Annotated in this window: 17 protein-coding genes and 1 pseudogene; 8 read left to right on the top strand and 10 right to left on the bottom strand. The window is 70.4% G+C overall.

Annotated features, from left to right (window positions below; all coding sequences use genetic code 11):
• Positions 1–615: pseudogene (locus G3I65_RS54060) on the bottom strand (ABC transporter permease); the annotation flags it as partial.
• Positions 615–1,364, bottom strand: coding sequence for an ABC transporter ATP-binding protein (locus G3I65_RS54055; RefSeq protein WP_160704131.1), 750 nt, complete (start codon positions 1,362–1,364; stop codon positions 615–617). The gene G3I65_RS54055 and the pseudogene G3I65_RS54060, both read right to left, overlap by 1 nt.
• 153 nt (positions 1,365–1,517) lie before the next feature.
• On the opposite strand from G3I65_RS54055, the gene G3I65_RS54050 reads away from it, so the two are divergent.
• The 3 genes from G3I65_RS54050 to G3I65_RS54040 all read left to right on the top strand — a co-directional run bounded on the left by G3I65_RS54050 (position 1,518) and on the right by G3I65_RS54040 (position 3,964).
• Complete coding sequence (locus G3I65_RS54050) at positions 1,518–2,705, top strand: sensor domain-containing protein (protein WP_160704129.1); 1,188 nt, start codon at positions 1,518–1,520, stop codon at positions 2,703–2,705.
• Entirely contained in the window at positions 2,696–3,331 is a 636-nt protein-coding gene (locus tag G3I65_RS54045; protein ID WP_166641740.1) for a response regulator transcription factor, read from the top strand. The genes G3I65_RS54050 and G3I65_RS54045 overlap by 10 nt, the downstream gene beginning before the upstream one ends.
• A gap of 216 nt (positions 3,332–3,547) precedes the next feature.
• Positions 3,548–3,964, top strand: coding sequence for a GNAT family N-acetyltransferase (locus G3I65_RS54040; RefSeq protein WP_160704127.1), 417 nt, complete (start codon positions 3,548–3,550; stop codon positions 3,962–3,964).
• Between the two features lie 349 nt (positions 3,965–4,313).
• Here the strand turns inward: G3I65_RS54040 and G3I65_RS59215 are convergent, their stop codons facing one another.
• Positions 4,314–4,871 (bottom strand): LysR substrate-binding domain-containing protein, encoded by a 558-nt coding sequence (locus G3I65_RS59215; RefSeq protein ID WP_160704125.1) that lies wholly within the window; start codon positions 4,869–4,871, stop codon positions 4,314–4,316.
• Between the two features lie 64 nt (positions 4,872–4,935).
• Between G3I65_RS59215 and G3I65_RS54030 the strand changes: the two genes are divergently transcribed.
• Positions 4,936–5,649 (top strand): alpha/beta fold hydrolase, encoded by a 714-nt coding sequence (locus G3I65_RS54030; protein WP_160704123.1) that lies wholly within the window; start codon positions 4,936–4,938, stop codon positions 5,647–5,649.
• Between the two features lie 214 nt (positions 5,650–5,863).
• Here G3I65_RS54030 and G3I65_RS58115 read toward each other — a convergent pair whose 3' ends face one another.
• From G3I65_RS58115 to G3I65_RS54010, 6 genes are read right to left on the bottom strand one after another with little or no spacing between them, the layout of a single operon-like run.
• The gene (locus G3I65_RS58115) at positions 5,864–6,130 is read right to left on the bottom strand and encodes a helix-turn-helix domain-containing protein (RefSeq protein ID WP_239072022.1); all 267 of its coding nucleotides are present in this window, start codon (positions 6,128–6,130) and stop codon (positions 5,864–5,866) included.
• Positions 6,130–6,327: a hypothetical protein gene (locus G3I65_RS58110; protein WP_239072021.1), complete on the bottom strand. Its 198-nt coding sequence runs from the start codon at positions 6,325–6,327 to the stop codon at positions 6,130–6,132. The genes G3I65_RS58115 and G3I65_RS58110 overlap by 1 nt, the downstream gene beginning before the upstream one ends.
• Entirely contained in the window at positions 6,318–6,581 is a 264-nt protein-coding gene (locus G3I65_RS58105) for a TetR/AcrR family transcriptional regulator (RefSeq protein ID WP_239072020.1), read from the bottom strand. Before G3I65_RS58105 ends, G3I65_RS58110 begins: the two co-directional genes overlap by 10 nt.
• A 35-nt stretch (positions 6,582–6,616) precedes the next feature.
• A complete protein-coding gene (locus tag G3I65_RS54020; protein ID WP_309236106.1) occupies positions 6,617–7,447 on the bottom strand; it encodes a TRIC cation channel family protein in 831 nt (276 codons plus the stop codon).
• Positions 7,448–7,503: 56 nt separating this feature from the next.
• A complete protein-coding gene (locus tag G3I65_RS54015) occupies positions 7,504–8,283 on the bottom strand; it encodes an inositol monophosphatase (RefSeq protein WP_160704121.1) in 780 nt (259 codons plus the stop codon).
• Between the two features lie 37 nt (positions 8,284–8,320).
• Positions 8,321–8,962: an NADPH-dependent F420 reductase gene (locus G3I65_RS54010; protein WP_160704119.1), complete on the bottom strand. Its 642-nt coding sequence runs from the start codon at positions 8,960–8,962 to the stop codon at positions 8,321–8,323.
• A 243-nt stretch (positions 8,963–9,205) separates the two neighbouring features.
• On the opposite strand from G3I65_RS54010, the gene G3I65_RS54005 reads away from it, so the two are divergent.
• The 3 genes from G3I65_RS54005 (at position 9,206) to G3I65_RS53995 (ending at position 11,619) form a co-directional block, all read left to right on the top strand.
• The gene (locus G3I65_RS54005; protein WP_160704117.1) at positions 9,206–10,096 is read left to right on the top strand and encodes a TIGR03619 family F420-dependent LLM class oxidoreductase; all 891 of its coding nucleotides are present in this window, start codon (positions 9,206–9,208) and stop codon (positions 10,094–10,096) included.
• A gap of 278 nt (positions 10,097–10,374) precedes the next feature.
• A complete protein-coding gene (locus tag G3I65_RS54000) occupies positions 10,375–11,070 on the top strand; it encodes a hypothetical protein (protein ID WP_160704115.1) in 696 nt (231 codons plus the stop codon).
• A 75-nt stretch (positions 11,071–11,145) separates the two neighbouring features.
• Positions 11,146–11,619, top strand: coding sequence for an SRPBCC family protein (locus G3I65_RS53995; RefSeq protein ID WP_160704113.1), 474 nt, complete (start codon positions 11,146–11,148; stop codon positions 11,617–11,619).
• A gap of 97 nt (positions 11,620–11,716) precedes the next feature.
• Here G3I65_RS53995 and G3I65_RS53990 read toward each other — a convergent pair whose 3' ends face one another.
• Positions 11,717–12,814, bottom strand: a complete 1,098-nt coding sequence (locus tag G3I65_RS53990) for an FAD-dependent oxidoreductase (protein ID WP_160704111.1) — start codon at positions 12,812–12,814, stop codon at positions 11,717–11,719.
• Between G3I65_RS53990 and G3I65_RS53985 the strand changes: the two genes are divergently transcribed.
• Entirely contained in the window at positions 12,801–13,802 is a 1,002-nt protein-coding gene (locus G3I65_RS53985) for a LysR family transcriptional regulator (protein ID WP_239072019.1), read from the top strand. The two genes, G3I65_RS53990 and G3I65_RS53985, sit on opposite strands and share 14 nt — an antisense overlap.
• Positions 13,803–13,833: the final 31 nt, after the last annotated feature.

The raw sequence follows: 13,833 nt of genomic DNA, 5'->3' as shown, positions 1-13,833 counted from the left end.
GGCCGCGTCGGCGTCCGGCTCGGCCAGGACCGCGACGGCGTCCACCGCGTCCGGCCGGCCGGCGACGACACGCGCCTGCTCGTCGGTGAGGAACGCCGTCCCCGTCGCGGCGGTACCGACCACGCGGTACGGCGACGCGATCCCGCCCACCGCGACGTCGACCACTTCGCCGACGCGCGCGCCGCCGAAGACGATCTCGTCGGGACGTTCCGGCGCCCGGCCCTCGGTGAGCGCGACGGCGTCGAGGCGCGTGGAGGACCAGCCGTGGACGACGAGCGAGCCGCGGCCGCGCAGCACGACTGTCGCGCTCACATCGGGCACGACCGCGGAGACCCCGGGAACGCGGGCGATCTCGCCCGCCCGCGCCACCGGCAGCGGGACGCGCTCGGCGAACCGCTGCTCGAGGTCCCCTCGCGTGGATTCCGACTGCGGCGCGGTGACGACCACCGCGGCCTGGGCGTAGCGCTGCGGCGGGATCCCGGCGCGCAGACCGGAGTCGAGCAGCACACCGCTCGCGGTGATCAGGGCGGACCCGGCGAACACCGCGACGAACGCGGCCGCGAACGTCGCCTTGCGGGCGCGGATGCTCTGCCGCGCCAGGGCGAACACGCTCATCACCACTCCCCGAGGTGCGTCATGCGCTCGGCGATGCGCTCCGGGGTGGCGCCGGTCAGCTCGCCGACGATCCGGCCGTCGGCCAGGAACACCACGGTGTCGGCGTAGGACGCCGCGACCGGGTCGTGGGTGACCATCAGCGCGGTCTGGCCCCAGCGGTCCACTGCCTGCCGGAGCGTGCCGAGCACCTGCCGTGCGGTGCGGGTGTCCAGTGCCCCGGTCGGCTCGTCGAGGAACATCACTTCGGGCCGGGTGACCAGGGCCCGGGCGATCGCGACGCGCTGCTGCTGGCCGCCGGAGAGCCTGCTCGGGCGGCGGTCGAGGGGGACGTTCAGCTCGACCGACCGGACGATCTCGGCGAGGAACGCGGGGTCGAACCGCTGGTTGCCCAGGCGCAGCGGGAGCACGATGTTCTGCTCGACCGTCAGGGCGTCCAGGAGGTTGTAGGCCTGGAAGACGAACCCGATCCGCTCGCGCCGCAACGCGGTCAGCTCGGACTCGCGGCGGCCGGTCAGCTCGACGTCGCCGAGTGTGATGCGGCCCGAAGTCGGCCGGTCGAGACCGGCGGCGCAGTGCAGGAACGTGCTCTTGCCCGACCCGGACGGGCCCATGATCGCCGTGAAGGTCCCGCGGCGCAGGCCGAGCGTGATGCCGTTGAGCGCGTGGACCGCGGCGTCCCCCTTGCCGTAGGTCTTGGTCACCGAGTCCATCCGCACCGCGTACTCGAGACCGTGCGCGATCGCTGTCATCGCCGTCGTCCTTCCTCTGTTTGCCTTGGTGAGGACGCTATGAGCGGGACGGGCGCGGCACACGGGGCCGCGCACCCGGACCGGGGGTGTAGCCAGCTACACCGCCTCGGGGGGTTCAGTAGAGTCGCGGCCACCACCGCACCGGGGAGCCCGATGAGGACCGCGATCAGCCGCAGCATCCGCGCCACCGCGGCGCTCGCCGCCGGGCTGCAGACCGCGCTGCCCGCGCTGGCCGGCGTGCTCGCACTGCCGTTCTTAGTGCTGCTGCTGCCGTTCGCGCCGTCGGTGACGAAGCCGGTGCGCGTACTGGCCCGGCTCGAGTGCGCGCGGTTCGCGTTGCCGGAAACCGCCCACGCCGAGGGCGGTGGCCGGTTGCGCGCGGTGCGGGACCCGGCGACCTGGCGCGCTCTGCTGTGGCTGGTGGGGCACGGGCTCGGCGGCACGTTCCTCGGCCTGCTCGGTCTCGCACTGTGGCCCGCGATCGTGGCGAGCGCGACGATGCCCGCGTACTGGTGGCTGTTCCCGCCGGAGAGCTTCACCGGGATGTTCGTCATCATCGAGACGTGGCCGGAGGCGCTGACCCTGCCGCTGCTGCAGGCCGCGCTCTACGCCGCCATGGTGGTGTGGCTGGTTCCGCTGATCGCGCGTGGCCAGCGGCGGCTCGCCCGCTCACTGCTCGGGCCGAACGAGACCGAGCTGCTGGCGCGACAGGTCGAGCGGCTCACCGAAACCCGGGCCGAGGCGCTGGAATCGCACGGCGCTGAGCTGCGCCGCATCGAGCGTGACCTCCACGACGGCGTCCAGGCACAGCTGGTCGCCGTCTCGGTGCGGCTCGGCCTCGCCGCGCGCGCCTTGTCGGCCGGACCGGAGACCGCCGCGGCCGGGCTGGTGGAAGACGCCCGGACCGGCATCGAGGACTCCCTGGGCGCCCTGCGCGGCATCATCCGCGGCATCTACCCGCCGATCCTCGCCGATCGCGGGCTCGCCGGCGCGGTGCGCGCCCTGGCCGGGGACCGGCGCATCCCGGTGACCGTGCGGGTTCCCGACGACCTGCCGCGCCCGCCCGCGGCGATCGAAGCGGCGGCCTACTTCGTCGTGGCCGAGTCGCTGACCAATATCACCAAGCACAGCACGGCCGTGAACGCCGAGGTCGTCGTCGAAGGCGATGGACACAGCCTGCGCGTCACGGTGCGCGACGACGGCCAGGGCGGCGCCGACGCCGAACGCGGGAGCGGGCTGTCCGGCATCCGGCGCCGGGTGGCGGCGCTCGACGGCACCGCCCGGATCGACAGCCCGGTGAACGCAGGAACGACGATCGAGGTACTGCTGCCATGCGAATAGTGCTCGCCGAGGACAACGCCCTCCTGCGCGAGGGGATTTCGTTGCTGGTGAAGAGCGCGGGGCACGAGATCGTCGGGATCGCGACCAGCGGCCCCGAAATCGTGCCGACGCTGCTGAGGCACCGGCCGGACATCGCGGTGATCGACGTCCGCCTGCCGCCGAGCTTCCGCGACGAGGGCCTGCGCGCGGCGATCGAGGCTCGCGAGCACCTGCCCGGGCTGCCGGTCCTGGTGCTGTCCCAGTACGTCGAGCAGGCGTACGCGAAGGAACTGCTGGAGACGGGCGCGGCGGCCACCGGCTACCTGCTGAAGGACCGGGTCGGCCGGGTCGAGGAGTTCCTGGACGCCCTGGACCGCGTCGCGGCCGGCGGCACGGCGCTCGACCCGGAGGTGGTGTCGCAGCTGATGACCAAGCGCGACCCGCTGCAGACCCTCACCGCGCGCGAACAGGAGGTGCTGCACCTCATGGCGCAAGGCCTGGACAACCTGACGATCGCCGGCGAGCTGGTGGTGACCGAACGCGCGGTGACCAAGCACATCGGCAACATCTTCCGGAAGCTGGGTTTGCCCACGAGCGACAGCGGACACCGCCGGGTGCTGGCGGTGCTGGCGTACGTCAACGCCTGACGCGCCGCGATACCGACTCGACGTCGGCGATGGGTAGCCACTTGACGAGGGTGTTCCAGCGCATCTTGGTTAGGTGGTCGACCACGTGGGACGGGCCAGCCCTGCTCGTGCGGGAACGTCGTGGCGGCCAGGCAACCGTACGTTTCGTGGCAGCTGCTCCCGGGCGGTGGGGAAATCCCGGTGTCGTTCATGCCGGAACCTGGCAGGATCCCGCCCATGGAGATCCGCCGGATCACTCGGGTCGAGGCCGTCCAGGACGCCGGGCATCTGTTCGACCGGTTCCCCCTGCCGGAGGCGACTGAGAGGTTTCTGGCAGACGGGCGCCACCACCTCCTGATCGCCTATGCCGACGACGTCCCGGCCGGGATGGTCACCGGCGTCGAGATGACGCACCCGGACAAGGGCACCGAGATGTTCCTGTACGAGCTGGGTGTGGACGAGCTGTTCCGCGGGCGTGGTGTCGCCCGGGCCCTGGTGTCGGCGCTTGCGGATCTGGCGCGTGAACGGAACTGCTACGGCATGTGGGTGATCACGGACGAGGACAACGCGGCGGCACGGATGACCTACAGTCGTGCCGGAGGCGCCCTGGAAGACAAGCAAGTGGTGTTCGTCTGGACCTTTGACGGGGGGTAGAGCCACGCGGTGGGGCACCCTGCCGCACAGGGCACTCGCGCCGGGCCGTGTTGCCGCCGGACTCTGCGGGTGGCAGAACGAGTAATCGTCCGCGAGGTCGCTGGCGACGAGGGCGGCGCCTGCTGTGGATTTGTCCGTTCTGAGGGCTTGCCTGTTGTCCGCCGCCCGCTGAGTGTCCACTCCGAGGTCAAGGTGCGGCTGGTGCTGCTCGCCACCGTTTCCGGTGCCGCGGTGGCCGCGATCACGTGGCTGGGCGCCGGCTGAGTGACGTGGCGGCGGTCGACGGCGCTGCCGCGGCTGTCCCGTTGGTGGCCGGGTCGTGTTCTTTCTTTGGCCTGCGCGAAAACGATCACGTCGTCGCGGTAAGAGCGCACAGCCCGGTCGAAGGAGCCCGCAGGTGATCAGCCGCAGTTCTGGCCTGCGGTGCGGCCGTGGACCTCCTTGGTGGGGAAGTGGTTCGTTCATCGGGTGCACCACAGCGCTTCCACGACCATGCCGAGTTCGGGCGGGAGGGCGCCACCTCGAGGCCTTGGGTTCCCGCGGTCAGCCGGGCCACGCGCTCGGGCACCAGTCCGATGTGGTCGGTGCCCCGGACGAGGCAGGGCACTGCCAGGAAGTCTTCCGTGCTGACCGCGGCCCGCGGCTCCACTCCCGCGGCGCGCAACCGGTGCAGCATGGACTGCACGGGTGTTGTGGAGTCGGGCACGACCCATGGCCGCCGGCGCACCTCGTCGACGTCCAGTTCGGACGGACGGCCGTCGTCGACGGAGACGAGGCAGGCCCACCGGTTGCGGCGCGGACAACCCGGCCGGCCATCGTGCGTGGTGGACCCCGAGAAACGGGGCGCGAGCGCGGAAGACGCTTCGTTGCCGTCTCCTGTTTCGGGCAGAGGTGCCCGTTCGGGCAAAGGTTTGAAGCCGCAGGTCCTCGGCGAACTTCATGCCACCCGGTGCGGCGGTCGCCGAGATAGCATGATCTTCATGGAAGATGGGGAGTCCAAGACGTTTGTCCTTGTGCACGGTGCCTGGCACGGCCCATGGTGCTGGGAGAGGGTGGGCGGGTACCTGAGGGCGCGTGGTCATGATGTCGTGTGCCCGCAGCTGCCGTCCGACACCGCCGACGCCGGCCAGGACGAGTACCTCGCGGCGATCGAAGACGCGCTCCGGTCCCGTTCCGACGTCGTTCTCGTCGCACACTCGATGAGCGGGCTGCTGGCACCGCTGGCAGTTGGCAACCGCGCGGTGAGCTCTCTGGTCCTGCTCGCCGCCCTGATGCGCCGGCCCGGGACTACCGGGGCGGACAATGGGCTCGAGCCGCTCGCCGAGCCGATGCGGAAGGTGCTCGAACGAGCCACCTACGACGAGTCCGCTCGCAGCGTGCTGGACCCGGCCGACGCAACCGAGCTGTTCTACCACGATTGCCTCCCGGCGGACGCCGCCGACGCTGTCGGCCGGCTGCGCCCCGACGCGAACGTGCTGTATCAGCAAACCTGCCCGGATCTGCCGGAGCGCAAGGTACGGACCACCTACGTGTCGTGCCGCGACGATCGTGCGGTGGACGGCGCGTGGAACGCCGCCGTGGCCCAAGAGCTGCTCGGTGCTGCGGTTCTTGAGATCGACGGTGGGCATTCGCCGTTCTGGTCGGCGCCGGAACGGCTCGCCGAGCTGCTGGTCGAGCTGGGCTGACACCACGGCGCAGGATCAGTTCTGTCAGGTAGGCCGGTGCGCAGCCACAGCATTGTGGCTGCGTGTGTTCGTGCGTCGCGAGGTGGCGGTACAGACCGGGCCGGACGACGGCGCTCCGCGCCGGCTATTACCGAGGCGACGGCTGCCCGGCAGTCCTGGTACCGCGGCGTCCGGGACGGCCAAGCCCCGCCCTGGCCACACAGGGGCAGCGGGGTTACGGCCGGCGCCACATAGGCCGGGGACGTAACCGAACTCCGCATCCTGATCGTCGTAGGTGACCTCCCCGAAGCAGCGCACCCATTCCTTCATCCCGCTCGGCTTTGTCATCGTTATTTTCGATATCGCTCGAAGTCTTGTTCTCCCGCGTCGGCAGGTGCCGGTAGATCGTGGCACGGGAGACGCCGAGCGCCATGGCGATGTCGGCCGGCGCGTGGCCCGCGTCGTAGAGGCGCCGGGCCGCCTCGATCCTCCCTGGGCTCATCACCGGTGGCCGGCCGCGGCGGCCGCGCGGCCTGGTCTCGGGTCGCGCGACCGCGTACAACCGTCCGCGTCCGGGCCCGACACCAGGTGGTTCGCCTCGAGCATGCCGTCGCGAAAGCGGTCGAACACCGCCTTCGACGCGGTGAGGCCGAGGTCGCGCAGGGTCATCCGGAGCAGGTAGCGGTGGCTCAGCCACACTTCGAGGACGCCCTCGATCGCGGGTCGGCGGCGTCCGCGGCCGTCGTCATTGCCGTTTCGAGGTCGTCGAGGAGCGGTGCGGCCAGCGCCGTCACGATGTCCGCCTTGCCGGGGAAGTGGTGTAGCACGGCGGTCTTGGTGACGCCGACGCGTTCGGCCAGCTCCCGGACCGAAACCGCGGGGAAGCCGCGCTCGGAGAACTCGTCGAACGGGGCGCGCAGGATCCGGCCGTCTCCCGCGCGCCACCGACACAATCGATCCTCCGCAGATCGAGGTCGGCCTCGGTCGCCTAGCAAGACGGATGATCAACTCCGGGTGGGGCGACGTTGCCTCCCGGTGGCCTCGTCCCCAGAGCGACCCGGCGTGGTGGCTCGTCGCGGACGGACCTGAAGGGCGCGGCCGGCCTCACCCGAGGCAGCTCGACCGTGCGCTCGGCCCACGGAGCTGGACCCGGCGGCAGGAACATGACGGCCGTGTCCGCCATGGCGTCGGGAGCGACCGGCTTGCGGTCGGCAGGCCCCGGATGGGGCTTGCCGACCGCGAGGTGCCAGTCGAACCTGAGTGCCAGCATCCGCACGGTCACCACCAGCACCACCACGGCCAGCGTCGACGCGGTGGCGGACAGGCCGGCCGCGGCGCTCGCGGCCATCACGACTCCGCCACCGAACGCCGGCAACGCATAGATGTCCTTGCACAGCACGGTGGGAGTGCGCCGCAGCATCGTCTCCACCACCATGCCGCCGCCGACCGCGTTGATCATGCCGACCGACGCCGCGGCATACCAGGGCGCGCCGGCCCCGAGCGCCTTCGCCGTACCCGTCACCGTGAACATGGCCAGCCCCACGGCGTCCGCGAACTGGACCACCGTGCGCAGCCGCTGCAGCACCGCATAGCCGAAGAACACGGTGAGCGCCGTCGCGATGGAGGCGACGAAGTACCAGGCTGTGAGCATGCCAACCGGCGGGTGGATCCCCAGCAGCACATCGCGCAGGACACCGCCGCCGATGGCCGTGACGATCGCTGCCACGACGACGCCGAACACGTCGAGCCGGGCCCGCAGGGCTCCGGCCGCTCCGGCATAGGCGAACGCGACTATTCCTGCGGCTTCGAGCACGAGCACGAGCTGAACCTCTCGGACGGGTGCGACGGCATCGGCCGAATCCTGCTTCTGGGGGGTCAGGCGGTGAGGACCTCGAGTGCGGCGGCGTGCACTCCCGGGGCGGCGGCCAGGTAGCTTTCGGAGGTGATCTCCCAGGGCTTGCCCTCGAGGTCGGTGACCACCCCGCCGGCCTCCTGGACCAGCAGCACGCCGCCGGCGTGGGCCCGGACGTTGTCGAACTGCCAGTGCAGATCCATCCGTCCCGCCGCGACCTGGGCGAGCTGGTGGCTGACGGGGACCGAGATCCGGACGTAGAGGGCGGCCTTGGCCATCGCGGCGTAGGAGGCGCCCGTGCGGTCGGCCAGGGCGACGGTCGTGCCGGGCTGTGCCTGGCCGGTTCCGGTCACCGCTCCCTCGAGTGACTGCTTGTCGGAGACCCGCAGGGGTACGCCGTTGAGGAAGGCACCGCCGCCCTCGGTGGCGGTGAACATCTCGTCCAGCAGCGGGAAGTACAGCACCGCGAGCACCGGCCGGCCGTCGCGGACCAGGCTCACCCCGATGTTCCAGTCGGTCATCCCGTGCACGGCGTTGAGGTTGCCGCCCACCGGATCGATCAGCCACCACGCTCCGTCGGGCAACGGGCCGGAGCCGTGTTCGTCGTTGAGCCAGCGTGCTTCCGGGAGGGCTTCGGCCAGCGCGGGTTCCAGGACGTCGACGACGGTCAGGTCGTTGGCACGCAGATCGGCGAGCAGTTCGGGCAGTCCGGGCTGGCGGGCGGCGGTGGAGTAGCGCTTCAGCAGCCGGGTGCCGGCGTGGCGGACGGCGGCGGTGACGGCACGGACCAGGTCCTGTGACATGGGTGTCTCCCAAACGATTGTCAAAGAGGCGGGCAGGTCAGCGGGCGATGGTGACGGCGAAGGGGGTGAAGCCGTTGCGGCGCAGGATGTGGGGGACGACGAGGATCATGGCTTCGGTGGCGCGGGCGGTGGTGATGTCGCCGAGGTCTTCGATCCAGGCGGGGTTCCAGCCGAGGTCGGCCAGGAGTGCGGTGACGGTTTTCTTGGCTTGTTCGTCGTTTCCGGACAGGTAGGCCGTGGGTGGGGTGGTCAGGGCGGTGGGGGCGGTCATGACCATGAAGAGCATGGTGTTGAGGGTTTTGACGACGTGGGTGGTGGGCAGGGCGGCTTGGAGTTGTTCGGCGAGGCTGCTGCCGGGGTAGCACAGGTCGCCGGGCAGGCCGTCGGGGGCGTCGATGGTGGCGTTGGAGACGTCGATGAGGATCTTGTCTGCGAGTTCGGCCTGCAGGGTGGTGAGCCGTTCCAGCGCGCTGTCGCCGGGGGTCGCGTTGATCACGATGTCGGCGGTGCGGGCGGTGGTGGCGTGGTCGGCGTAGGGGATTTCGGGTCCGTCCGCGGGCGGGGTGCTCGGCTTGTCGTTGTCGCGGATGCCGAGGGTGACGTGGTGGCCGGCGGTGGTGAGGGTGTGGGCGAGGTTGGTGCCGACGCGGCCGGCGCCGAGGATGCCGATGGTGGTCATGACGGAATGCTCCTTGCGGACTGGATGGTGCGGCGACCGCGCAGATGTCGTCGATGGTGGTCTGCACGCCGGGCGAGTTCACCTGCACCGGAACGACGCTCGTCCCGCTCCGGCAGGGTGGTCACGAGACTGATGGTACTACATCTCAAACTTGGTACTGTAGTGTCACGTACGTTACTCGGTGTCGTAGTCCGGTAAATCACTGTCGGCGGACGATGGGTCTGCCCGGAGAGGATTCTCGCGATGAGGCTTGGTTTCGCAATTCCCGTAGTAGGGCCCGCTGTCGCCGGCGCCGCCGGGCTGAGCGCGTTCTGCCGCGGCCTCGAAGACCTTGGCTACGACACGTTGTGGGTCGGCGATCGCCTGGTCACGCCCGTGGACATGCACAGCACTTATCCGGGAAAGGCGCAGCCGTACCCGCCGCAGATGACCCGCTACCTCGATCCGCTGCTGCTGTGGACCGTCGCCGCGACGGCGACCAGCCGGGTGCGGCTCAACGCCAGCACGCTCAACACGTTCTACTACGAGCCCCCGCACCTGGCGCGGTTGCTGACCACCCTCGACGTACTCAGCAATGGCCGCCTCGACGTCGGTGTGGGACTGGGGTGGATGAAGGACGAGTACGACATCGCCCGCGGCGCCGACTGGTATCGGCGCGGCAAGATGCTCGATGACCTGCTGGGGTTCCTGCGCGCGTGGTGGACGACCAATCCGGTGTCCTGGGACAGCGAGTTTCTCTCCGTGCCTCCGGTGCACGCCGACCTGCGCCCGGTCCAAGCGGGCGGCCCGCCGATCTGGATCGGCGGTGCCGGCGAGGCCGCGATGCGCCGGGTCGGGCGCAGCGGCACCGGCTGGCTCGGGTTCGAGGGACTGTCGGACGAGGTCGCCGGCCACCTGTGGTCGATCGCCCGTCGTGCGGCGCAGGACGCCGGCCGCGATCCTGACGCGCTGAAGACGGCGATGCGGATCAACCTCGAACCGGACGTGTCGATCGACGTACTCGCGGGCAAACTCAAGCGCTACGCCGAGTCCGGTGTGGACGAAGCGTTCGTCGATGCCTTCGCGGTGTTCCCCGGTCTTGACCAGACGCTCGACTTCGCCGGCCAGGTGATCGAGCGCACCGGTCGATTGTGATCTTGAAGGGTTTCACAACCCTGTCAGCGTCCCAGTTCGTCGAAGCGATGATCGCCCCGGTGCCGACGCGCAAGGCGCGGACGCGAACCACGGCTCCGGCGGGGGATGGCCACGGTCGCTGTGCCGAGGTAGGACGGAGATGACGTCGATGCCCTGGGCGATCCGCTGGACTTCCGCGCTTGTGGAGCATGACGTCGGCCACGGGGCGAGCAGTCCCCGGCGCGGCGGCTACCCACCCGGCTTGTACCATGTGGTTGATACAAGAGAGGAAGTCCGGCATGGCATGGGACAACGTGCTCTGGATCGCGCTCCTGACCGGGCTGATCGGCCTGGCGGTCTTGAACGCGCTCTGGCCACGCGCGAGACACGGAAAGCGCTTACTCGAACGCTGGGGCGTGCCCGATCCCGGCGACGCCGAGGTCACGCTCGCCGTCCGTTACCTCAAGCGGCGCCGGATCTGGTACCCGTGGCTGTTCCTGGTGATCCCGCCGGCGCTCGGCGACGCGACCGCGGGGACCATCGTCACCACGCTGATACTCGGCGGGCTGATCGCGGAGCTGCTGGCGCAGCGGCCGTCGCGCGGACCGCGTCGCGAAGCCGCCCTCGCCCGCCGGACGCTGCTTGACCTGGTCCCGGCCTGGGCGCTCGCCCTGAGTGGACTGGCGACCGCCGGGTCGCTGCTGAGCCTCGGCGTGGCCGGCCGCTGGAGCCTGCTGTCGGTGTCGGCGGGCGCGGCCATCGTCTCGTGGGCAATCGCCCTGCTTGCCCTGCGCCGACCGGCGGACGGCGAACCGCGGGCAGATCTCGCACTGCGCCGCCGCAGCGCTCGGGTGGCGATCGGGCTGGGCATCGCGACCTGCGCCGCGATCAGTGGGCCCACCCAGAGCCTCGGCTCGTTCCTGGCCGTCGTGGCCGGCATGGCGGCGTTCCTCGCGGTCGTCGCCCCGATCCGGCGGCAACCGGCCTCGGCCTGAAGATCGTCCCCCGTGGACGCCCGCAGCACCAACATTTCAAGGACCGCTTCAGGCCACCGACGGTACGCTGCCGGCATGAGCTACTGGGTCCAGTCGGTCGAGCGTCGTATCACCGCCCCCGCGGACCGCATCTACGCATTGATCGCCGACCCTGTGCGCCACAAGGACTTCGACGGATCGGGCACTTTGGTCGAGGCCGTTGAAGTCAGTTCTTCGGTCCGGCCGCTCGGCGCCGGTGACTGGTTCAGCATGACCATGGACTTCCACGGCAAGTACACCATGACGAGCACGGTCGTCGAAGCCGTGCCCGGCGAGCGGTTCGCCTGGCAGTGCAAGCCGCACGCGCACTCAAGCAAATGGCGCTTCATCTTCGGCGGCCGGATCTGGCGTTACGAGCTCGAGTCCGACGGCGACACCACCCTGGTCCGGGAGACCTGGGATCTTCGTGAAGAGCGGCTACGGATGCTCGTGGTTGTGGGGCGCAGGCAGGTCCGTGTGGCAATGCGCCGTACGCTCGACCGAATTGCCGCGTTGCTCGAAGCGGAATGACTGTCAGGCACCGGATGCTCGGCAGCGCGAACGAGGTGGATCGCGGTGTCCACGCCATCCAGCCGCCATCGGTTCCGTGCCGCCCTTGATCCGGCGCTCAGGTCGCCGGTGCGGTGGTGAGCATCCAGTGGCTGAAGGCCGCGTAGCGCGCGGCGAATTCGGCGGCTCCGTCGGCGAGTTCGACGGCGGTGGAGTGCTCGCGGACCTTGGCGAATCGGGCGCGGCGGCTGCGTTCGTAGCGGGCGAGCGCCGTGGCGGTGTCGGGTCCGGCCGCCAGTTCGGTGCGCAGCACCCCGGCGTCCTCGATGCCCAGCGTGCCGCCGGCGGATATGTGCGGAGAAAGCCCGTGGGCAGCGTCGCCGATGAGGGCGACCCGGGTACGGGTCCAGGCGGTCAGTTCGGGCACGAGCATGATCCGGTTCTCCAGGATCGCCTCCTCGGGTGTCCTGGCGATCATCGCCAGCAGGTCGTCGTGCCAGCCCGCTTCGGCGAGGTGCCGGGCACGCAGCAGCGCCCGGTCCCGCTTGCTGCCGACGAGTTCGCCGGCTTCGAACTGGTTGACCATCCACATCGTCCGGCCTCCGGCGACCGGCGCGTACCCGCCGCGGGTCCGGGCGGTGCCGATGGTGAGTACGGTGCCCTCCGGCCGTTCGCCTTCGGACGGGACGAGTGCCCGCCAGGCGTAGTGGCCGCCGTGTTCGACCGCTTCGCTGCCGGGCAGCATGGCCGCGCGCACGCCGGAGTAGACCCCGTCGGCGCCGATCAGCAGGTCCGCGTGCAGTTCCTCGCCGTTCGCGAGGTGCACCGCGACATACGTGTCGTGCTCGGTGAAGCCGGCGACGTGGGTGGACAGGCGGATCCGGTCCCCGCCCACGGTGTCGGCGAGCAGGGTGTTCAGGCCCGGCCGCGGCACGAGCAGGAACTGGTGGTCGGCGTCCTGGTAGCGGGCGTCCCTGATCGGGTGGCCCGCCGGGTCGAAGAACCAGGTGTCGATCCTCTCGCCCAGTGCTCGGACGGCGGCTCCGACACCGATGTGGTCGAACTCCCGCAGCGCGTTCTCCCAAAGACCGATGCCCGCCCCGGCGGCCCGTACCTCCGGAGCATGTTCCAGCACGGTGACGTCGTGCCCGATCGAGGCCAGCGAGGCCGCGGTGGTCAGTCCGACCAGTCCTGCTCCGACAATGACGGTTCGCATCGTCAACTCCCTCTGTGGTGCGGCGCGATGGCGCCGCACCACTAGTCAACGAACCTTCGTGGCCAACATCAAATGCATAGTCGGCCTGCCTATCATGACTCCCGTGCATTTGGATCTGAATCTGCTGGTCGCGCTGGACGCGCTGCTCGACGAGCGCAGCGTCAGCGCCGCGGCCGCACGTCTCCACCTCACGCAGCCGGCCATGAGCCGCACCCTCGGCCGGATCAGACGGGCAACGGGTGACCAGATCCTGGTCCGCTCCGGACGGGTCATGCTGCCGACGGCGTACGCCGAGGCGGTCCGTGACCAGGTGCACCACCTCGTCACCCAAGCGCAAGCGGTGCTGACCCCGGTGTCCGAAGTGGACCCGGCCACGCTGGAGCGCACCTTCACCATCCAGTGCAACGACGTCGTCGGCGCCGCGCTCCTTCCTCGCCTCGCCACCGTTCTGCCCCGGACGGCCCCCGGAGTGTGCCTTCGCGTCATCGGCGAGACCCACACCACGACCGACGAGCTGCGCCAGGGCCGTATCGATCTGCAGATCACCGACGAGGCCCCACCGCACACGGAGATCCGCTCGACCACGGTGCTGACCGACGAACTGGCCGTCATCGGCCGCCGGGACCTACCCCGCGATCCGTCAGGCTGGGCCGGGTTCGCCGCCCTCCCGCACGTCGTGGTCTCCCGCCGAGGCCGCCGTGCCAACCGTGTGGACGAACTGCTGGAGGCTCGCGGCCTGAGCCGCAGTGTTTCGTTCACCGTGCCCACGGTCGCCCTGGCCCTGCCGATGCTGGCCGTCCACCACCTGATCGCCGTGGTTCCCGGGCGGCTTACCGAACAGGCGCTCCCTCCGGTGCTGCGCCGCTATCCGATGCCCGGGCCCCCGACGCCCGTTCCGGCGGTCCTTGCCTGGCACGCGCGCCACGACCAGGACGCCGCACACCGCTGGTTCCGCACCATGATCACCGACGCCTTCGACCACAGTTGATGATCAGGAACAGCCGCGGTGACGATTCTTG

Origin of the sequence: Amycolatopsis sp. SID8362 (assembly GCF_010550475.1) — a bacterium.
GTDB lineage: Bacteria > Actinomycetota > Actinomycetes > Mycobacteriales > Pseudonocardiaceae > Amycolatopsis > Amycolatopsis eburnea.
Note: the sequence above shows the minus strand (reverse complement) of the source record. Positions and strands in the feature narration are given on the sequence as shown.